The organism is Streptomyces sp. NPDC051963 (assembly GCF_044593495.1).
Taxonomy (GTDB): Bacteria; Actinomycetota; Actinomycetes; order Streptomycetales; family Streptomycetaceae; genus Streptomyces.
In genome coordinates, this window is sequence record NZ_JBIUCC010000004.1 from 129627 (window position 1) to 149294 (window position 19668).

At 70.0% G+C, this 19668-nt stretch carries 17 protein-coding genes; 10 read left to right on the top strand and 7 right to left on the bottom strand.

The window, feature by feature from the left end; all coding sequences use genetic code 11:
- Nucleotides 1-27: 27 nt before the first annotated feature.
- Nucleotides 28-597, bottom strand: coding sequence for an adenylosuccinate lyase (locus ACIHFB_RS17360; protein WP_365273804.1), 570 nt, complete (start codon nt 595-597; stop codon nt 28-30).
- Nucleotides 598-970: 373 nt separating this feature from the next.
- On the opposite strand from ACIHFB_RS17360, the gene ACIHFB_RS17365 reads away from it, so the two are divergent.
- The 9 genes from ACIHFB_RS17365 to pssA all read left to right on the top strand — a co-directional run bounded on the left by ACIHFB_RS17365 (nt 971) and on the right by pssA (nt 11999).
- Entirely contained in the window at nt 971-2776 is a 1806-nt protein-coding gene (locus tag ACIHFB_RS17365) for a 3-hydroxyacyl-CoA dehydrogenase family protein (RefSeq protein ID WP_400127240.1), read from the top strand.
- 136 nt (nt 2777-2912) lie between these two features.
- The gene (locus ACIHFB_RS17370; protein WP_365273810.1) at nt 2913-3722 is read left to right on the top strand and encodes a TetR family transcriptional regulator; all 810 of its coding nucleotides are present in this window, start codon (nt 2913-2915) and stop codon (nt 3720-3722) included.
- A gap of 413 nt (nt 3723-4135) precedes the next feature.
- Entirely contained in the window at nt 4136-5479 is a 1344-nt protein-coding gene (ccrA, locus tag ACIHFB_RS17375) for a crotonyl-CoA carboxylase/reductase (protein ID WP_400127241.1), read from the top strand.
- Between the two features lie 11 nt (nt 5480-5490).
- Nucleotides 5491-7641 carry a protein meaA gene (locus ACIHFB_RS17380; RefSeq protein WP_400127242.1) on the top strand — a complete coding sequence of 717 codons (2151 nt, stop codon included), beginning with the start codon at nt 5491-5493 and terminating at the stop codon, nt 7639-7641.
- Nucleotides 7638-8603, top strand: a complete 966-nt coding sequence (locus tag ACIHFB_RS17385) for a CoA ester lyase (RefSeq protein ID WP_365273819.1) — start codon at nt 7638-7640, stop codon at nt 8601-8603. The genes ACIHFB_RS17380 and ACIHFB_RS17385 overlap by 4 nt, the downstream gene beginning before the upstream one ends.
- A 2-nt stretch (nt 8604-8605) precedes the next feature.
- On the top strand, nt 8606-9118 hold the full coding sequence (locus ACIHFB_RS17390; RefSeq protein WP_365273822.1) for a MaoC family dehydratase: 513 nt from the start codon (nt 8606-8608) through the stop codon (nt 9116-9118).
- A 2-nt stretch (nt 9119-9120) separates the two neighbouring features.
- Entirely contained in the window at nt 9121-10326 is a 1206-nt protein-coding gene (locus ACIHFB_RS17395; RefSeq protein WP_365273825.1) for an acyl-CoA dehydrogenase family protein, read from the top strand.
- 172 nt (nt 10327-10498) lie between these two features.
- Nucleotides 10499-11155, top strand: a complete 657-nt coding sequence (locus ACIHFB_RS17400) for a phosphatidylserine decarboxylase (RefSeq protein ID WP_400127244.1) — start codon at nt 10499-10501, stop codon at nt 11153-11155.
- Nucleotides 11142-11999: a CDP-diacylglycerol--serine O-phosphatidyltransferase gene (pssA, locus tag ACIHFB_RS17405; RefSeq protein ID WP_365273828.1), complete on the top strand. Its 858-nt coding sequence runs from the start codon at nt 11142-11144 to the stop codon at nt 11997-11999. The genes ACIHFB_RS17400 and pssA overlap by 14 nt, the downstream gene beginning before the upstream one ends.
- A gap of 60 nt (nt 12000-12059) precedes the next feature.
- Here pssA and ACIHFB_RS17410 read toward each other — a convergent pair whose 3' ends face one another.
- From ACIHFB_RS17410 to ACIHFB_RS17430, 5 genes are read right to left on the bottom strand one after another with little or no spacing between them, the layout of a single operon-like run.
- The gene (locus ACIHFB_RS17410; protein WP_400127245.1) at nt 12060-13322 is read right to left on the bottom strand and encodes an ABC transporter substrate-binding protein; all 1263 of its coding nucleotides are present in this window, start codon (nt 13320-13322) and stop codon (nt 12060-12062) included.
- Nucleotides 13319-14410: a branched-chain amino acid ABC transporter permease gene (locus ACIHFB_RS17415; RefSeq protein WP_400127246.1), complete on the bottom strand. Its 1092-nt coding sequence runs from the start codon at nt 14408-14410 to the stop codon at nt 13319-13321. The genes ACIHFB_RS17410 and ACIHFB_RS17415 overlap by 4 nt, the downstream gene beginning before the upstream one ends.
- Nucleotides 14403-15293, bottom strand: coding sequence for a branched-chain amino acid ABC transporter permease (locus tag ACIHFB_RS17420; RefSeq protein ID WP_365273832.1), 891 nt, complete (start codon nt 15291-15293; stop codon nt 14403-14405). Before ACIHFB_RS17420 ends, ACIHFB_RS17415 begins: the two co-directional genes overlap by 8 nt.
- Nucleotides 15290-16150 carry an ABC transporter ATP-binding protein gene (locus ACIHFB_RS17425; RefSeq protein WP_400127247.1) on the bottom strand — a complete coding sequence of 287 codons (861 nt, stop codon included), beginning with the start codon at nt 16148-16150 and terminating at the stop codon, nt 15290-15292. Before ACIHFB_RS17425 ends, ACIHFB_RS17420 begins: the two co-directional genes overlap by 4 nt.
- Before the next feature lies 1 nt (nt 16151).
- Nucleotides 16152-16958: an ABC transporter ATP-binding protein gene (locus ACIHFB_RS17430; RefSeq protein ID WP_365273838.1), complete on the bottom strand. Its 807-nt coding sequence runs from the start codon at nt 16956-16958 to the stop codon at nt 16152-16154.
- Nucleotides 16959-17139: 181 nt separating this feature from the next.
- Between ACIHFB_RS17430 and ACIHFB_RS17435 the strand changes: the two genes are divergently transcribed.
- The gene (locus tag ACIHFB_RS17435) at nt 17140-18378 is read left to right on the top strand and encodes a PucR family transcriptional regulator (protein WP_400127248.1); all 1239 of its coding nucleotides are present in this window, start codon (nt 17140-17142) and stop codon (nt 18376-18378) included.
- 99 nt (nt 18379-18477) lie between these two features.
- Here ACIHFB_RS17435 and ACIHFB_RS17440 read toward each other — a convergent pair whose 3' ends face one another.
- Entirely contained in the window at nt 18478-19629 is a 1152-nt protein-coding gene (locus ACIHFB_RS17440; RefSeq protein WP_365273844.1) for a glycerate kinase, read from the bottom strand.
- Nucleotides 19630-19668: the final 39 nt, after the last annotated feature.

The window sequence follows — 19668 nt, forward strand, 5'->3', positions numbered from 1 at the left end:
CCCTTCGAGGTGGCCGACGGCTCGGCCCTATTCGGGCAGCCGCTCCAGCGCCCGCATCGCCGCCTGAGCGAGTGGCGGATGCGCGAGGGCCTCCTTCAGGACGGGTCTCGCCCGGGTGTCACCGAGGGTGCCCAGGCCCTCCACGCAGGCGAGGGCGACCTTGCGGTACGGGTCGTGCGGGCGGAGCCGTCGCTCCAGGGTGGTGACGAGGGCGGGTACGGACTCGGGGGCGCGCAGTTCGGTGAGGAGCCGGACGGGGTGCAGGGCGTAGGCGACGCGCAGTTCGTTGGTGGCGAGGGCTGCCGCGGCCCGGGCCGTGCGGGGATCACCGAGGCGGGCGAGGGCGTGCGCGGCGGAGGCACAGCGCTGCGGGTCACGGTGGTTGAGGAGGAGGACGAGAGCTTCGAAAGCCCGGCGGTCACCGGCCAGCCCCAGCCGGAAGGCCGCCAACTCCCTGGCCCACAGCGGCTGCCCGGGCGCGGTGAGCACATCCGCCAGTTCGTCGAGGTCCTCGGTCGTCACGACATGCTCGTACGCCGCCGGCGCCCCCGACTCCCGCCGTAAGCGCTCCGTGACTGATCGCAACTCTTCGTCCATGGGGCCGAGAGTAGACGGGCCGCCACCGGGCCGGGACCTACATCACAAACTCGGGGGCTGGCGCGCTCGTTACCCACCAGTTAAGCTCAGACGAGCGAGTTACCCACTCGTGGATTTGCTGACGACGGCCTGGTGACGCAGCCGTCGTGAGTGCTGGTCGGTTCGGTACATCGTGTACCTCAGTACGACTCGGCTCCGGGACAGGGCCGGTCGATCCGCCGTTCTCCGGGCGTGTGCACGCCCGCGGTGACGGCACCGGGCGTGTGCGCTCGCAGCCCGGCAACACCCGCACTCCTCACCCGGCAACCGGCGTGCGCCTCTCGGCGCACCCGGTCGCACTCCCAGTCGTCACCCTCATTCCTGGAGTCCCGCGATGGCCACTCCCCTGTCCGACACCCCTCTGTCCCCGCTCAAGACCATTGCCGTCGTCGGCCTCGGCACGATGGGCACCGGCATCGCCGAGGTCCTCGCCAAGGCCGGCCGCGAGGTCGTCGGCATCGACATCAGCGAGGCCGCGACGGCCCGCTGCGTCGCCGCCCTGGAGTCCTCGACCGCCCGCGCCCTGGAGCGCGGCCGGCTGACCGAGCAGGAGCGCAGCGACACTCTGGCCCGCGTCCGCACCTCCACCGACCTGCGGGCCGCGGCCGACGCGGACCTGGTCATCGAGGTGGCCCCGGAGTCGTACGAGATCAAGCAGCAGGTCTTCCGCGAGCTGGACGGGATCGTCCGGCCCGGGACGATCCTGGCGACCGGCACCAACGCCCTCTCCGTCACCCGGCTGGCCGCCGATTCGGCCCACCCGGAGCGCGTGCTGGGCCTGCACTTCTTCAACCCGGCCCCGGCCATGCGCCTGGTCGAGGTCGTCTCCTCCGTGCTGACCGCGCCCACCGCCGTCGCCGCGGTCACGAACCTGGCCCTGGACCTCGGCAAGGAGCCCGTCGCGGTCGGCGACCGTCCCGGATTCGTCGCGGACGGGCTGCTGTTCGGCTACCTCAACCAGGCCGCCGCGATGTACGAGGCCAAGTACGCCTCCCGCGAGGACATCGACGCCGCGATGAGGCTCGGCTGCGGACTGCCGATGGGCCCGCTCGCACTGCTCGACCTGATCGGCATCGACACCGCCCGCACGGTCATGGAGGCCATGTACACCGCCTCCCACGACCGGCTGCACGCCCCCGCCCCGATCCTCAAGCAGCTCAGCGAGGCGGGCCTGACCGGCCGCAAGTCGGGCCGCGGCTTCTACACCTACGAGGCTCCGGGCAGCGCGACCGTCGTGCCGGACACGCTCTCCCCGCCGGCCGGCGGTCCGGACACCCCCGGACGAGCCGTCCGCTCCGTCGGCGTCGCGGGCTCCGGCACCATGGCGTCCGGAATCGCCGAGGTCTTCGCCAAGGCCGGGTACGAGGTCGTCCTCGCCGCCCGCAGCGAGGAGAAGGCACAGACCGCCAAGGCCCGTATCGGCAAGTCGCTTTCACGGTCTGTCGACAAGGGCCGGATGACCGCGGAGGCGGCCGCGCAGACCCTGGACCGGATCACCCCGGCGGGCTCCTACGACTCCTTCGCCGACGTCGACCTGGCCGTCGAGGCGGTCGCCGAGGACCTGGAGGTCAAGCAGCAGTTGTTCGCGACGCTGGACAAGGTCTGCAAGCCGGGCGCGGTCCTCGCGACGACGACCTCCTCACTGCCGGTCGTCGCCTGCGCCCGCGCGACCTCACGCCCGCAGGACGTGATCGGCATGCACTTCTTCAACCCGGCACCGGCGATGAAGCTGGTCGAGGTGGTCCGTACGGTGTTGACGGCCGAGGACGTCCACTCCACGGTTCACGAGGTCTGCGTCAAGATCAAGAAGCATGCCGTCGACTGTGGCGACCGGGCCGGATTCATCGTCAACGCCTTGCTTTTCCCGTACCTCAACAACGCGATCAAGATGGTGCAGGAACACTATGCATCTCTTGACGACATCGACGCGGCGATGAAGCTGGGCGGCGGCTACCCGATGGGCCCCTTCGAGCTGCTGGACGTCGTCGGCCTGGATGTCTCGCTGGCCATCGAGAAGGTCCTGCACCGCGAGTTCCGCGACCCGGGGCTCGCTCCGGCGCCCCTCCTGGAGCACCTGGTGGCCGCGGGCTGCCTCGGCCGCAAGACGGGCCGCGGCTTCCGCGAATATGCCCGGCGTTGATCGTCCCGGCGACTGGTTCAGGGACGCCGAGGACTGGGGCGGGCTGCTCGATCCCGCTGCGGTTCCCCCGCCCGTGGAGGGCGGGGGAAGGCCCGTGCATGCGCAACAAGCTGCGCACATGCAGTACGTTCGGGTCATGTCCCAGCCCGCCAAGTCCTCACGTACACCAGCCACGCCCGACGCGCCGGAGAGTGCCGCGGGCAGCCGCGCGGCGGCCCAGCGGCTCAAGATGCGCCGTGAACTGGCGGCCGCGGCGATGGAGCTGTTCGCGACCAAGGGGTACGAGGCGACCACCGTCGACGAGATCGCGGCACAGGCCGGGGTCGCCCGACGTACGTTCTTCCGGCACTTCCGCTCCAAGGAAGAGGCGATCTTCCCCGACCACGACGACACGTTGATCCGGGCCGAGGCGGTACTCAATGCCGCCCCGGCGCACGAGCATCCGCTCGACACGGTGTGCCGCGGGATCAAGGAAGTCATGCGGATGTACGCGGCCCGGCCGGAGATCTCGGTCGCCCGCTACAAGCTCACGCGCGAGGTGCCGACGCTGCGCGAGGCGGAGATCGCGTCGGTGGCCCGCTACGAGCGGCTGTTCACCCGCTATCTCCTCGGCCACTTCGACGAGCACGCGCACGACGACGACGCCAACGACGACCCGCTGCTGGCGGAGGTCGCCGCGTCCGCCGTGGTCACCGCCCACAACCACGTGCTGCGGCGCTGGCTGCGGGCCGGGGGCCAGGGAGACGTCGAGGCACAGCTGGACCACGCCTTCGCGATCGTACGGAAGACCTTCGGCACGGGCATCGGGGCGGGGCGCACCACGACCCCCAAGCCGGCCGCGGCGGCGGTCTCCGCCCAGGGCGAGGTGCTGGTGACGGTCGCCCGCACCGACGCCCCGCTGGACGAGGTCATGCGCACCATCGAGCAGGCCCTCAAGGAGCGCTGAGCCCCTTCGCCAGCGTGACGACGGCCACCCCTCGGGGTGGCCGTTTTGGCATGTCAGAGCCCCTTTTTGAGCAGATTTCCCGGGCCGTTCGATCGATCATCGCTCATTTGTTACGTAAAGATTTCACCTGAGAGCAACTTCTGACACCCAGTGCCTTGCGGGGTGACACGCAGTGCCATACGTTGAAATGGTCCGGGCGGCCGGCGTGCAGAGACCATTCGTACGTCGGCTGTCCCCGCAAGCCTCTCCGGCCTGCGCGCCCGGACGCCTGCGTCACAGGCAACCTCCCGCGCCACAAAGCGCTGCCGAAGCACCACCGCCGAACCGACGGCAATCACCCAATAAACCCTCAGCAGCACCGACGTAACCCTCAGCACCCCTCCCTCAGGGTGCGTATCGCCGGAGGCAACACCGTGACCGTCAAGGACATCCTGGAAGCGATCCAGTCGCCGGACTCGACTCCGGCCGACTTCGCCGCACTGCCGCTCCCCGAGTCGTACCGTGCGATCACCGTGCACAAGGACGAGACGGAGATGTTCGCCGGGCTCACCACCCGCGACAAGGACCCCCGTAAGTCGATCCACCTGGACGACGTCCCGGTGCCGGAGCTCGGCCCGGGCGAGGCCCTGGTGGCCGTCATGGCCTCCTCGGTCAACTACAACTCGGTCTGGACCTCGATCTTCGAGCCGCTGTCGACCTTCGGTTTCCTGGAGCGCTACGGCAGGCTCAGCGACCTCACCAAGCGCCACGACCTGCCGTACCACATCATCGGCTCCGACCTCGCGGGCGTCGTCCTGCGCACCGGCCCGGGTGTCAACTCCTGGAAGCCGGGCGACGAGGTCGTCGCGCACTGTCTCTCCGTCGAGCTGGAGTCCAGCGACGGCCACAACGACACGATGCTCGACCCGGAGCAGCGGATCTGGGGCTTCGAGACCAACTTCGGCGGGCTCGCCGAGATAGCGCTCGTCAAGTCCAACCAGCTCATGCCGAAGCCGGACCACCTGAGCTGGGAGGAGGCCGCCGCTCCGGGGCTGGTGAACTCGACCGCGTACCGGCAGCTGGTCTCCCGCAACGGCGCCGGGATGAAGCAGGGCGACAACGTCCTGATCTGGGGCGCGAGCGGCGGACTCGGCAGCTACGCCACGCAGTTCGCGCTGGCCGGCGGCGCCAACCCGATCTGTGTCGTCTCCAGCGAGCAGAAGGCCGACATCTGCCGGGCGATGGGCGCCGAGGCGATCATCGACCGCACCGCCGAGGACTACAAGTTCTGGAAGGACGAGCACCACCAGGACGCGCGTGAGTGGAAGCGGTTCGGCAAGCGGATCCGTGAACTGACCAGCGGCGAGGACGTCGACATCGTCTTCGAGCACCCGGGCCGCGAGACCTTCGGCGCCTCCGTCTACGTCACCCGCAAGGGCGGCACCATCGTCACCTGCGCCTCCACCTCCGGCTTCAAGCACGAGTACGACAACCGCTACCTGTGGATGTCCCTGAAGCGCATCATCGGCTCCCACTTCGCCAACTACCGCGAAGCCTGGGAGGCCAACCGGCTCATCGCGAAGGGCAGGATCCACCCGACGCTCTCCAAGGTCTACCCCCTTCAGGAGACCGGACAGGCCGCCCACGACGTGCACCGCAACCTCCACCAGGGCAAGGTCGGCGTCCTGTGCCTGGCCCCCGAGGAAGGCCTCGGCGTGCGCAATCACGAGAAGCGGGATCAGCACGTCGACGCGATCAACCGCTTCCGGAACATCTGAGGAGCCGTTGCATGACTGAGCGTCAGACAGCGCCTGCGGCTGAGGGCGCGCCGGTGTCGAAAGAGACGAAGACAAGGGAGCGCAGCGACCGCGGACTGAGGAACGTCGACACCGGCACGGAGCGCCCTCAGCCGCAGGCGCAAAAGGAAAAGGACCGGCCGTGGTTGATGCGGACCTACGCCGGTCACTCCACGGCCGAGGCGTCCAACGAGCTGTACCGGCGCAACCTCGCCAAGGGCCAGACGGGCCTGTCGGTGGCGTTCGACCTGCCGACGCAGACCGGCTACGACCCGGACCACATCCTCGCCCGCGGCGAGGTCGGCCGGGTCGGGGTCCCCGTCTCGCACCTCGGTGACATGCGCCGGCTGTTCCAGGACATCCCCCTGGAGCAGATGAACACCTCGATGACGATCAACGCCACCGCCATGTGGCTGCTGGCGCTCTATCAGGTCGTCGCGGAGGAGCAGGGTGACGACATCACCAAGCTCCAGGGGACGACCCAGAACGACATCGTCAAGGAGTACCTGTCGCGGGGGACCCATGTCTTCCCGCCGGGGCCCTCGCTCCGGCTGACGACGGACATGATCGCGTACACGGTCTCCCACATCCCCAAGTGGAACCCGATCAACATCTGTAGCTACCACCTACAGGAGGCGGGCGCCACACCGGTCCAGGAGATCGCGTACGCGATGTCGACGGCCATCGCGGTGCTGGACGCCGTGCGCGACAGCGGCCAGGTGCCGCCGGAGCGGATGGGCGATGTCGTCGCCCGTATCTCCTTCTTCGTCAACGCGGGCGTCCGCTTCGTCGAGGAGATGTGCAAGATGCGGGCCTTCGGGCGGATCTGGGACGAGATCACGCGCGAGCGGTACGGCATCGAGAACGCCAAGCAGCGCCGCTTCCGGTACGGCGTCCAGGTCAACTCCCTCGGGCTGACCGAGGCGCAGCCGGAGAACAACGTCCAGCGGATCGTCCTCGAAATGCTGGCCGTGACCCTCTCCAAGGACGCACGCGCGCGTGCCGTCCAACTCCCGGCCTGGAACGAGGCGTTGGGGCTCCCCCGGCCCTGGGACCAGCAGTGGTCGCTGCGCATCCAGCAGGTGCTCGCGCACGAGAGCGACCTGCTGGAGTACGAGGACATCTTCGAGGGCTCGCACGTCATCGAGGCGAAGGTCGCCCAGCTCGTCGAGGAGTCCCTGGCGGAGATCGACCGGATCCAGGAGATGGGCGGCGCGATGGCCGCCGTCGAGTCGGGCTACCTCAAGTCGCAGCTCGTGGCGTCCCACGCCGAACGCCGGGCCCGTATCGAGTCCGGCCAGGAGAAGATCGTCGGCGTCAACATCTACGAGTCGACCGAGCCGAACCCGCTCACGGCCGACCTGGACGCCGCGATCCAGACGGTCGACCCGGCCGTCGAGGCCCGTGTCATCGCCTCGATCCAGAACTGGCGCGACACCCGCTACCAGCCGCCCTTCAACCACCCGCGCCCCTGCAAGGCCCTGGAGCGGCTGAAGGAGGCCGCGAAGGGCACCGCCAACCTCATGGAGGCCACCCTGGAGTGCGCCCGCGCCGGGGTCACGACCGGCGAGTGGGCCGGGGCGCTGCGCGAGGTGTTCGGAGAGTTCCGGGCGCCGACGGGCGTGTCCTCCGCGCCGGTCGCGGTGACCGCCGAGGAGGGCACCGCGATGGCGCTCGTCCGCCGCCGGGTGGAGGAGACCGCCCGTGAACTCGGCGTCGGCAAACTGCGCTTCCTGGTCGGCAAGCCGGGCCTGGACGGGCACTCCAACGGCGCCGAGCAGATCGCCGTACGCGCGCGTGACGCCGGCTTCGAGGTGGTCTACCAGGGCATCCGGCTCACACCCGAGCAGATCGTGGACGCGGCCCTCGCCGAGGACGTGCACGCGGTGGGACTGTCGATCCTGTCCGGCTCGCATGCCCAACTGGTGCCGGACGTGCTCGAACGGCTCCGTGTGGCCGGTGCCACAGATATACCCGTCATCGCCGGTGGGATCATCCCCAATGGCGACGCCGAGCAGCTGAGGGCCGCGGGTGTGGCCGCCGTCTTCACCCCTAAGGACTTCGACATCACCGGAATCATCGGCCGCATCGTCGAGGAGATCCGGAAAGCGAACAAGCTCGACCCCCTGGAGGTCCCCGCATGACCACGCCCGTCAACCGTCTGCGTCCGAGGCGCTCCTGCCTGGCCGTACCGGGCTCGAACCCGCGCTTCCTGGAGAAGGCGCAGGGCCTCCCCGCCGACCAGGTCTTCCTCGACCTCGAGGACGCCTGCGCGCCGCTCGCCAAGCCCGAGGCCCGGCACACCATCGTCAAGTTCCTCAACGAGGGTGACTGGACGGGCAAGACCAGGGTCGTGCGGGTCAACGACTGGACGACCGAGTGGACGTACCGCGATGTCGTGACGGTGGTCGAGGGTGCGGGACCGAACCTGGACTGCATCATGCTGCCGAAGGTGCAGGACGCCCAGCAGATCGTCGCCCTGGACCTGCTCCTCACCCAGATCGAGAAGACCATGGGCTTCGAGGTCGGGAAGATCGGTATCGAGGCGCAGATCGAGAACGCCCAGGGCCTCAACAACGTCAACGAGATCGCGACGGCCTCCCAGCGCGTCGAGACGATCATCTTCGGCCCGGCCGACTTCATGGCGTCGATCAATATGAAGTCGCTGGTCGTGGGCGAGCAGCCGCCCGGCTACCCGGCGGACGCCTACCACTACATCCTGATGAAGATCCTGATGGCCGCCCGAGCCAACAACCTCCAGGCGATCGACGGCCCCTACCTCCAGATCCGCAACATCGACGGCTACCGCGAGGTCGCCCAGCGCGCCGCCGCCCTCGGCTTCGACGGCAAGTGGGTGCTGCACCCGGGCCAGGTCGAGGCGTCGAACGAGATCTTCTCGCCCTCCCAGGAGGACTACGACCACGCCGAGCTGATCCTGGACGCGTACGACTACTACACCTCCGAGGCGGGCGGCAAGAAGGGCTCCGCGATGCTCGGCGACGAGATGATCGACGAGGCCAGCCGCAAGATGGCACTGGTCGTCTCCGGCAAGGGGCGCGCGGCCGGCATGCAGCGCACCGGCAAGTTCGAGATTCCGGAGGCGTGAGCATGCAGTTCGGACGCACCTACGAGGAGTTCGAGGTCGGGGCGACGTACAAGCACTGGCCGGGCAAGACGGTCACGGAGTACGACGACCACCTGTTCTGTCTCCTCACCATGAACCACCACCCCCTCCACATGGACGCGAACTATGCGGAGAAGACGACGGACTTCGGCAAGAACGTCGTCGTGGGCAACTACATCTACTCCCTCCTGCTCGGCATGTCGGTCCCGGACATCTCCGGCAAGGCCATCGCCAACCTGGAGATCGAGTCGCTGAAGCACGTGGCGCCGACCTTCCACGGCGACACGCTCTACGGCCAGACGACCGTGCTCGACAAGTGGCCGTCCAAGTCGAAGAACGACCGCGGCATCGTCTACGTCGAGACCAAGGGCTACAAGCAGGACGGCACCCTGGTGTGCACCTTCCGCCGCAAGGTCATGGTGCCGACCGAGACGTACATCAAGGAGCGCGGCGGCGAGCAGCCGGGCCGTCCCGAACTGAAGCAGCAGGAGAAGTAGCCATGGCGCGACTCGCCCAGACCGCCGGCCTGACCGACGTCCAGCAGGAGATCCTCTCCACCGTCCGCGACTTCGTGGACAAGGAGATCATCCCGGTCGCGACCGAGCTGGAGCACCGCGACGAGTACCCGCAGAGAATCGTCGACGGCCTGAAGGAGTTGGGCCTGTTCGGCCTGATGATCCCGGAGGAGTACGGCGGCCTGGGCGAGTCCCTCCTGACGTACGCCCTGTGTGTCGAGGAGATCGCACGCGGCTGGATGTCGGTGTCCGGGATCATCAACACGCACTTCATCGTGGCGTACATGCTCAAGCAGCACGGCACCGACGAGCAGAAGGACCACTTCCTGCCGAGGATGGCGGCCGGTGACATCCGGGGTGCCTTCTCGATGTCGGAGCCGGCGCTGGGCTCCGATGTGTCGGCCATCACGTCGAAGGCGGTCAAGGACGGTGACGAGTACGTCCTGAACGGCCAGAAGATGTGGCTGACGAACGGCGGTACGTCGACCCTGGTCGCCGTCCTCGTGAAGAGTGACGAAGGACACCCGGAGGGGACCGCGCCCCACAAGTCGATGACGACCTTCCTCGTAGAGAAGGAGCCCGGCTTCGGAGAGGTCCGCCCCGGCCTCACCATCCCCGGCAAGATCGACAAGATGGGCTACAAGGGCGTCGACACGACCGAGCTCATCATGGACGGCCTGCGCATTCCGGCCAATCGGGTACTCGGCGGCGCCACCGGCCGCGGTTTTTACCAAATGATGGACGGCGTGGAGGTCGGCCGCGTCAACGTGGCGGCGCGTGGCTGCGGGGTCGCTCAGCGTGCTTTCGAACTCGGCGTCCAGTACGCCCAGCAGCGTCACACTTTCGGCAAGCCGATCGCCCAGCACCAGGCGATCCAGTTCAAACTCGCGGAGATGGCCACCAAGGTCGAGGCCGCGCATGCGATGATGGTCAACGCAGCACGCAAAAAGGACTCCGGGGAACGAAACGACCTCGAAGCAGGGATGGCGAAGTACCTCGCCTCCGAGTACTGCAAGGAGGTCGTGGAGGACTCCTTCCGGATCCACGGCGGCTACGGCTTCTCCAAGGAGTACGAGATCGAGCGCCTCTACCGGGAGGCCCCGATGCTGCTGATCGGTGAAGGTACCGCCGAAATCCAGAAAATGATCATCGGGCGCAGACTGCTCGAAGAGTATCGACTCCAGGGCTAGATGTCCTGGTTCGGGGTGTTTTCTTCGCGAAGAAGATCACACCCCGTCAACACTCTTCGGCCGCCGACTCGGCTTCCTGGCTTGCCCAGTTGTGGCCCGCGCCCGGTACGATCGCGTGAAAGCCGCCGTCCCCCTCTACGCAGCGCGGCATCATCCGCTACGAAGGTCATCCATGCCCCACAGCCAAACCTCTGCACCACGCGACAGCCTGGCAGGCGTACGCCTCGCGCGCGGAGCATCGCCGTGGCTTCTCCCGACCGTCGCCACCGCAGCCCTCAGCCTGGTCCGCGCGCGCCGCTCCGGTGCCGCCAGGGCCGTGGCCGTACCCGCCACCGCGCTCGCGGCAGGCATGCTGTGGTTCTTCCGCGACCCCGAGCGCGAGATCACCCAGGGCCGGGTCATCTCGCCCGCCGACGGTGTGGTGCAGAGCATCATGCCGTGGAAGGACGGACGTACCCGCGTCGCGATCTTCATGAGCCCGCTCAACGTCCACGTCAACCGCGCTCCGCTCGCCGGTACCGTGACGTCGGTCGAGCACATCCCCGGCGGGTTCGTTCCGGCGTTCAACAAGGAGAGCGAGAACAACGAGCGCGTAGTCTGGCATTTCGATACCGAACTCGGTGACATCGAGATGATCCAGATCGCCGGCGCGGTCGCCCGCCGCATCGTCCCGTACGTGCCCCAGGGCACGAAGGTCGAGCAGGGTGACCGGATCGGTCTGATCCGCTTCGGCTCGCGTGTCGACATCTACCTGCCCGAGGGCGTGGAGGTCGCGGTCGAGGTCGGGCAGAAGACCGTGGCTGGGGTGACTCGCATTGACCGTGGTTGATCCGGAGACACAGGCGGGCTGGGTGCCCGAGGCCGACGAGGTGGTGGACGAAGAGGAGGAGATGCCTCTTTCTCTCCGCCTGTCCATAGCCGACACCCTCACCCTCGGCAACGCCACCTGCGGCTTCATGGCGGTGTACTTCACCACCACCGGCATCCTGATCCCGCACCTCACCGGCAGCCAGGAAACCGGCATGGCCCGTCACAGCGCGGCCACGGCGGTCATCCTGATGCTGTGCGCGGCGGTCTTCGACCTGTTCGACGGACTGGTGGCCCGCAAGTTCCGCTCCTCCCCCATGGGTGCCGAGCTGGACAACCTGTCGGACCTGATCAGCTTCGGTCTGGCCCCGGCGTACTTCGTCCTCGTCTACGGCATGGTCGCGGACGACGCGCACCAGAGAGTGGCGGCGGTCGGGGCGATCGTGGTCCTGCTGGCGGTGGTGCTCAGGCTTGCGCGCTTCTCCTGCGTGACGCCGCCGAACGGCATGTTCCAGGGCATGCCGAGCCCCTTCGGCGCGCTGACGGTGGTCTCGATCGTGCTGCTGGAGCTGCCCTTCGTGGCGACGCTCCTGGCGATCCTCGGCACCGCGTGGCTGATGGTCAGCCGGGTCGAGTACCCGAAGCCGCGGGGCCGCCTCGCGGTGGCGATGCTGTCCTGGATCGTCGTCTCGATGGGCCTCCTGGCCGCCTGGGCCTTCGACGCCCCCAGCGGCCAGCTCCTCCTCCAGACGGGCTGTGCCCTGCAGCTGGTCACGGGTGCGGTGATCCCCTTGTTCGCCACGGCCCGCCGGGTGAACAACTTCCGCGACAACCGTCGTGAGGCACGTGCGGCGCAGCTGCCGTAGTCCCCGACAGAGCAGAGGGCCCGAACCGCATGGTTCGGGCCCTCTGCTTTCTGCGCTGGTTCAGGCACCCGGCGTGTAGGCCTCGGCGACCGACGACGCCTCCGCCTCCCGTACGACCTTCATGCCGCCCGTGACCGCCTTGTCCGGCTGGAGGATCACGCTCTGCCGGGACGACGCGGCCTTCGGGTCGGTGAAGTCCTGCGTGATACCGAAGCCGACGTCGAAGGCGTCCAGCGTCAGCAGCGCCTTGTCGACGCCCTCACGCGTGAGGTCCTTGCTCGCGCAGGCCTTCTTCAGGGCCTCGCCGAAGACGGAGGCCGCCGTCCAGCCGGCCACCACGCCGTTGTCCAGCGCGTCCTTCGGATACGCCGCTTCGTAGTCCGCCACGAGCTGCTTCGCCTGCGGGGTGTCGGCCCCGACGGGCAGCGACGGGGAGGCCACCCAGTAGTTCTTCTCCAGGGCGGGGCCCGCCTCGGTGGCCAGCAGCTGCGGGGCGAAGGCCGAGTTGTTGCCGATGACCGGGACGCCGAAGCCGCCCGCCGCCGCGACACCGACGAGCGAGGCCGCCTGGCGCGGTCCCGCACTGATCACGATCGCCTTGACGCCCGCCTTCTTCAGGGCGGCGACCTGTGCGGTCATGTCGTTGTCCGTCGGCTTGATCTTCTGCTCGACGACCGTCAGCCCGGACTCCTCGGCCATGTGCTTCGCACCGACCAGGGCGCTCTCGCCGTAGTCCCCCTCGAAGTAGACGTGCCCGATCTTGTCGCCCTTCTTGATCCCCTTCTCCTGCATCAGGAAGTCGATGGCGTTGATCGTCTCGATGTCGTACGTCGATCCGATGACGCGGATGTACGGGCTGCCGAGCAGCGAGTGCGCCCATGCCTGCGGCAGCACCAGGCCCTTGTCCTGGCCGTCCACGCGCTGCTTGACCGCGGCGACGAACGGCGAGCCGATGAACTGGGCGAAGCCCAGCACCTTCGGCGCCAGCTCCGTGTACCCGGACACCGCCTTCTGCGGGTCGTAGCCGTGGTCGCGGACGGTGAGGGACACCTTGTAGCCGCAGACCCCGCCCTTGGCGTTGAGCTGCTTCACATACAGCTGCTGGGCCTGGGTGACGCTCTTGCCGAGGGTCGCGTAGACGCCGGTCATGTCGGTCAGCGCGCCGAGCGTGATCGTCTTGCCGGAGACTCCCTCGCCGGTCTTCACACCGCCCGCCGCGCCCTCGCCGTCGCCGTCGTCCTTGGCCTTGGAGCTGCAGCCGGCCAGCACGAGCAGCGCGGCGAGCGCGCCCGCGGCGGCCCTGGCCGCATACGTCGTGGTCATCGTTCCTCCCCTGGATTGCGTGCGACGCGATATCGGGCGGCCACCCTGACCAGGCCGCCCGGCAGAAAGAGCACCACCGCCACGACGGCGGCGCCGTACAGGTACCGGGACGCCTCGCCCGGTGCGATCCCGCCCGTGCCCGGGTCGGAGACCAGCGGCAGCGCGTCGCTGTAGCGGGTCAGCAGCTGCGGCAGCAGGGAGACGAACGCCGCCCCGAGCACCGCGCCCCACACGGAACCGAGTCCGCCGATGACGATCATGGCGAGGTACTCCAGGGAGAGCGTGATCCCGAAGTAGTCGGGCACGGTCCGCTGGAAGACGAGCGCGAGCAGCACCCCGGCGAGTCCCGCGTACATCGAGGACAGGACGAAGACGGCGGCCCGGTAGCGGGCCACGGGCACACCGATCACCCCGGCCGCGATGCGGTGGTCGCGGATCGCGTTCATGGCCCGCCCAGGACGGCCGCGCAGCACTCCGCGGGCGAACAGCGCGCAGCCGAGCAGGACGACGAGTCCGGCGTACCAGAGCTTCTCGGCGGAGCCGAACGGCACGTTGGCGACGAGGAGTTCACGGTCGTCGAAGGTGAGGCCGAAGAGGTTCAGGGCGGGTACGTCACGGCCGTTGAAGCCGCCCGTGAGGTCGCGGGCGTTGAACAGGACGTGCTGGCCGATGAAGATCAGTGCGAGGGTCGCGATGCCGAGGTAGGCGCCACGCAGCCGGCCCGCGATGGGGCTGAACAGTCCGCCCGCGGCCCCGGCGACCAGCGTGGCCAGCACGGCGGCGAGCCAGGTCGGCAGGCCGAGCCCGGTGAGGCCGTCGCTCCCGTCACCGGCGAACACGCAGTATCCGTAGGCGCCGACGGCCAGGAAGAAGGCGTGGCCCATGGAGAGCTGGCCGGTGGCGCCGGTGAGGAGGTTGATGCCGATGGCGCCGATCGCGGCGGCCATGGCGAAGAGACCCGCCTGGAGCCAGAAGCGGTCCAGGTAGAAGGGCAGCGCGAGCAGCAGAAGCGTGCCACCTGCCCAGACATATGTACGAGTACGGGTGAACCACATCGGTCGGGTGCCGCCCGCGAGAGCCTCAGACACGGGCGAGCTCCTTCGTGCCGAACAGCCCGGCGGGCCGGATGAGCAGGATCGCGAGCATGACCAGATAGGGCGCCAGGTCGCCGAGGCCCCGGCCCAGGAAGGTCAGGTCGCTCTGGTAGCCGGTGGCGAGGGACTCGGTCACGCCGATGAGCAGTCCGCCGACCAGGGCGCCCGTCGTCGAGTCGAGGCCGCCGAGGATCGCCGCCGGGAAGGCCTTGAGGGCGGCGAGGGAGGTGGCCCGTTCCAGGCCGGGGGTCGGGAAGACGGTGAGGAAGAGGGCGGCCACCGCCGCGAGGCCGCCCGCGACGGCCCACGCCCCGAGCGAGACCCGGCCGAGCCTGACCCCCATGAGGGCGGCGGTCTCCGGGCTCTCGGCCGCCGCGCGCATCGCCACGCCCCAGGTGGTGTAGCGGAAGGCGAGGAGAAACGCCGTGATGAGCAGGGCGGCGGCGACGAAAGCGGCGATCCGGGTGTGGGCGATCGAGATCGACCCGACGGTGAGGACGGCGTCGCCCCACGGGTCGCCCAGCGTCAGGACGTCCGTGCCGATGCGCCGGGTGAGTTCGGTGGTGAGCAGGATGTCGACGCCGATGGTCACGATGGCCAGCACGCTCTGGTCGCTGCCCCGGTAGCGGCGCATCACCAGGAACTCGACGGCCGCTCCGACCAGCGCGGCGCCCGCGATGCCGGCCAGCAGCGCGGGCCAGAACCCGATGTCGTCGTGGAGGATCGCGGTGATGTAGCCGCCTGCCAGCAGCAGCGAGGCGTGCGCGAAGTTGACGACCTCCGTGGCCCGGAAGATCACCACGAACCCGAGGGCGATGAGGGCGTAGACGGAGCCGAGCGAGACGCCGTTGAGGAGGAGTTCGGCGAAGGTGCTCACGACGCGGCCTCCTCGCCGAGGTAGGCACGCACGACGGCCGGGTCGTTCTGTACGTCGGCCGGTGTGCCGCCCGCGATCAGCCGCCCGAAGTCGAGCACGGTCACCGTGTCCGCGAGCCTCATCACCACTCCCATGTCGTGCTCCACCAGGACGATGGAGATGCCGAGGCTGTCGCGGACCCCGGCGATGACGGCCGCGACGCCGCGCCGCTCCTCGGCCGTCATCCCGGCCACCGGTTCGTCCAGGAGCAGCAGCCGGGGTTCCATGCACAGCGCGCGGGCCAGCTCCGCGAGCTTCTGCTGCCCGTACGGCAGGGAGCCCGCGGGCCTGTCCAGGTACTCCTCGAGTCCCACGAACGCGGCGATCTCCCGGGCGCGTTCACGGTGCCGGCGCTCCTCGCTCGCCGCCGACGGCAGCCGCAGTCCGGCGGCGACGAACCCGGTCCTGGTCAGCCGGTGTCTGCCCAACAGCAGGCTGTCCTCGACGGTGGTGTGGGGCGGCAGGGCGAGGTTCTGGAAGATACGGGCGACGCCGAGTGCGGCGATGCGGTGCGCGGGCATGCCGGTCAGCTCGTGGCCGCCGAAGCGGACGCTGCCGGAAGCGGCCCGGACGACCCCGGACAGGACGTTGAAGCAGGTCGACTTGCCCGCCCCGTTGGGGCCGATCAGGGCGTGGACGGTGCCGGGGCGCACGGTGAAGGTGACGTCGTCCAGGGCGAGGAGGCCGGCGAAGCGGACGGTGAGGTGGTCGACGTGCAGGGTCTCCTTGTCATGGGTGTCCGTGTCGGGGGTGTTCGTGTCCGTGGTGTCCGTGTCGGGGGTGTTCGGCTCGGGGGTGTCCATGCCACTGGTGTCCATGTCACCCCTCCCATCTGGGCAGCGCCGGGTGGGATCGGGTGGCGCCCGCCGCGTCGGCGGCCGCGTCCTCGTCGACCACACCCAGGTAGCGGCGCCGCACCTCGTCGGAGGCGGCGAGTTCGGCGGCCGGGCCGGAGAGCGTGACTTCGCCGACCTCCAGGACGTGGGCGTGGGTGGCGAGGCGCAGGGCGAGCGCGGCGTTCTGCTCGACCAGCAGGACGGAGGTGCCCTGTTCGTTGATCTCGCGCACGGTGTCGGCGATCCGCGCGGCCATCAGCGGGGCCAGCCCCAGCGACGGCTCGTCGAGCAGCAGCACTTTCGGTACGGCCATCAGGGCGCGGGCGACGGCGAGCATCTGCTGCTCACCGCCCGACAGCAGTCCGGCCCGCTGCTGGGCCCGTTCGGCGAGGACGGGGAACAGCTCGTGGACCCGGCGCAGGGCGGCGGCCCGGTCCGCCCGTCCGCCGGCGGCGCCGAGCGCCCCGGCCCGCAGATTGTCCGCGACGGTCATCCGGGCGAACACCCGCCGCCCCTCCGGCACTTGGGACACCCCCGCGGCCACCACCCGGTCGGGTCCGATCCCGTCGATACGGCGTCCGCCGAGCGTCACGGTGCCGCCGGTCGTCGCCCCGCCGTGGAAGGAGAGGGTACGGCTGACCGCCCGCAGCAGCGTCGACTTGCCGGCGCCGTTGCCGCCCAGGACCGTCACCACCGCCGCCTCCGGCACCTCCAGCGACACCCGGCGCAGGGCGCGCACCGGGCCGTACCCCACCGACAGGTCCTGCACGACCAGATCGGAGCCCCCCATGGCACCGCCCCCTTCCTCCGCCTTGTGTGGCGCTCACCCCAGCACCGGGTGGGACGTCCGTCCACGGGTCGCGGCCGAATCGCTGCCGGTGACCAGCGGATACGGCCGCCCGTTGTGCACGCGCACAAGACTGCGTGTCAGGGGCCTGCCCAAGCCGGGCCACCGGTGGCATCCTCCGGCCATGGGAGCGCGCAGAAGGCGTACCGGTCATGACTGGAAAGTTCTCGCGGAGTCCTGCACGGCGCTCCTGGAGCGGCTGCCGGAACTGGTCGACGAGCATCTGCGCCGACTTGCGGAGCACTCCCCCGTCTACGACCAGGTCCTGCCGTACGACCAGCAGTGGCGGGAGGCGGAGGACGCGATGCGCATCGGCATCGAGACCATCTCCGCACCCCGCGAGGCACCGCGCCGTGATCTGCAGTACGCGGAGGAGGCGGGTCAGCGCCGCGCCCAGCAGGGGTTGCCGCTGGAGCTGCTGGTGCACGCGTACCGCAGCGCAGGCTATCTGGTGTGGGACTCCCTGCTGGAGGGCGCCGGGAGTCAGGAGCCGGAGCGGCTCGGCGTGCTGATGCGCTCGGCGACGCTCGTGTGGGCGGCGATCGACGCCCAGGCGGCGGTGGCCTCGGACGCCTACCGGGCGACCGAGATGGAACTGCGCCGTCGAACCGACGAACAGCTGCACGCGCTCCTGGACGCCCTCCTGGAAGAGCCCGCGGGACAGGAGACGCCGGGCCTCGCCGCCAGGGCCGCGGCGGGGCTCGATCTGCCGGAGCGCGGCGCGTACGCCGTGGTGGTGCTGCGGACCGAGCGCCGGGACGCGCGGGAAGCCTTCCACCGGCCGCTGCCGGCCGCCGGGTACCGCTTCGTCTGGCGGATGCGCGCCGACCGCGAGGTGGGCGTGGTGCTGCTGGGCCCCGGCCAGGACCTGGACACGGTGGCCCGGCTGCTGAGCGGGCGGTGCTCGGGGCCTGGCGGTATCAGTCCCGTCGTACCCGGTCTGGCCGAGCTTGGCCGCGCACGACGGCTCGCCGAGCTGGCGCTGCGCACCTGTCCGCCCGACGCGCACGAGGTCGTACGCCTCGACCAGCGCATGCCCACCGCCCTGGTCGTGAGCCAGCCGGAACTCGCGGGCCGGCTGGTCTCGGACGTCTTCGGCGCGCTCATCGGCCTGGAGCCGCCCGACCGCGCGGTGCTGCTGGAAACCCTGGACGTCTGGCTGGCCTGCGAGGGTTCCGCGGGCCGCGCCGCCGGCCGGCTGTACTGCCACCGCAACACGGTCTTCAACCGCCTGCGCCGACTGGAACAGCTGACCTCCCGGTCGCTGGCCCGTCCCCGGGACCTGATCGAGATGACCCTGGCACTGGACGCGTACCGGCTGTCGGGCGCGACGGCGGTGCCGACCACGGACAGACCGGCGTAGGACCGGTCGGGCGGATCATGCCGCGGACGGGGCGCCGGCACCTCACCTGCACGCAAAGGGCGCCACCGAGGTCCTCCGACGTGATCCGCCGTATGGGCCTCAGCTCAAGAAGTCCCGGGCGATGTTCTCCGCGACCCGTTCCAGGATCGGTCCGGCGTCGGCGATGCACTTGGCCACGTCCGGCTCGACGTCGGTCAGCGGGTAGGCGCGGCGGATACCGGCTCGGCCGAGGGCCTCCGGCTGGAGGGCGAGGCGGCCGCACACGGCGACGACTTCCTTGCCCTCGGCGCGTGCCGCAGCGGCGACCCCGGCCGGGGCCTTGCCGTGCAGGGTCTGCTCGTCGAGGGAGCCCTCGCCGGTGATCACCAGGTCGGCGCGGTCCAGGGCGGGGGCGAAGCCGAGGACGTCGAGCATGACCTCGATGCCGGGGCGGAAGCGGGCTCCGACGAGCAGTGCGCCGTAGCCGATGCCGCCGGCCGCGCCCGCGCCGGGCGAGGCGGCGTACTCGGCCGCCTTCGGGCCGATCGCCGCCTCCAGGGTCACGGCGTAGTGCGCGAGGGCCTCGTCCAGCGCCTCGACGTCGTCCGGGGCGGCGCCCTTCTGCGGGCCGTACACCGCCGGTGCGCCCTTCGGGCCGGTCAGCGGATTGTCGACGTCGCTGGCGAGCACCAGCTCGACCTGGGCGAGGCGCGGGTCCAGGTCCGAGAGGTCGGCCGAGGCCAGGTCGGTCAGTCCGCCGCCGCCCGGGGACACGGGCTCCCCGTCCACGTCCAGGAAGCGCGCGCCCAGCGCGGACAGCATCCCCGCGCCGCCGTCGGTGGTCGCGCTGCCGCCGACGCCGAACACGATCGTGCGGGCGCCCGCGTCCAGCGCGGCCCTCAGTAGTTCGCCGGAGCCGTACGTCGATGCCGTCAGCGGGGCGAAGACGCCCGCCGGCAGCCGCTGCAACCCGCTGGCCTCCGCCATCTCCACGACCGCGGTGTCACCGCGCAGCGCGAACGCGGCCGTCACCTCGTTTCCGAGGGGGCCCGCGACCCGTACCTCATGCCGCTCGAACCCGGCGGCGACCGCCGCGTCGACCGTCCCGTCGCCGCCGTCGGCGACCGGCAGCGCCTCGACCTCGGCGTTCGGCGCGACCCGGCGCAGCCCGGCCGTCACCCGCTCGGCGACCTGCACGGCCGTCAGCGACCCCTTGAACTTGTCCGCGGCGATGAGGACCCGCTGGGTCCCCTTGCCTGGAGCGTTCGCCACTTTTGCTTCCCCTTGCTCTACGGGCCTCGCACATGTCAA

Coding starts and splice junctions, on each gene's coding strand:
- ACIHFB_RS17385 (WP_365273819.1), top strand. CDS start 7,638: ATGACCACGCCCGTCAACCGTCTGCGTCCGAGGCGCTCCTGCCTGGCC.
- ACIHFB_RS17395 (WP_365273825.1), top strand. CDS start 9,121: ATGGCGCGACTCGCCCAGACCGCCGGCCTGACCGACGTCCAGCAGGAG.
- ACIHFB_RS17430 (WP_365273838.1), bottom strand. CDS start 16,958: ATGGGGGGCTCCGATCTGGTCGTGCAGGACCTGTCGGTGGGGTACGGC.
- ACIHFB_RS17370 (WP_365273810.1), top strand. CDS start 2,913: ATGTCCCAGCCCGCCAAGTCCTCACGTACACCAGCCACGCCCGACGCG.
- ACIHFB_RS17360 (WP_365273804.1), bottom strand. CDS start 597: ATGGACGAAGAGTTGCGATCAGTCACGGAGCGCTTACGGCGGGAGTCG.
- ACIHFB_RS17380 (WP_400127242.1), top strand. CDS start 5,491: ATGACTGAGCGTCAGACAGCGCCTGCGGCTGAGGGCGCGCCGGTGTCG.
- ACIHFB_RS17425 (WP_400127247.1), bottom strand. CDS start 16,150: ATGGACACCAGTGGCATGGACACCCCCGAGCCGAACACCCCCGACACG.
- ACIHFB_RS17365 (WP_400127240.1), top strand. CDS start 971: ATGGCCACTCCCCTGTCCGACACCCCTCTGTCCCCGCTCAAGACCATT.
- ACIHFB_RS17390 (WP_365273822.1), top strand. CDS start 8,606: ATGCAGTTCGGACGCACCTACGAGGAGTTCGAGGTCGGGGCGACGTAC.
- ACIHFB_RS17410 (WP_400127245.1), bottom strand. CDS start 13,322: ATGACCACGACGTATGCGGCCAGGGCCGCCGCGGGCGCGCTCGCCGCG.
- ACIHFB_RS17400 (WP_400127244.1), top strand. CDS start 10,499: ATGCCCCACAGCCAAACCTCTGCACCACGCGACAGCCTGGCAGGCGTA.
- ACIHFB_RS17435 (WP_400127248.1), top strand. CDS start 17,140: ATGGGAGCGCGCAGAAGGCGTACCGGTCATGACTGGAAAGTTCTCGCG.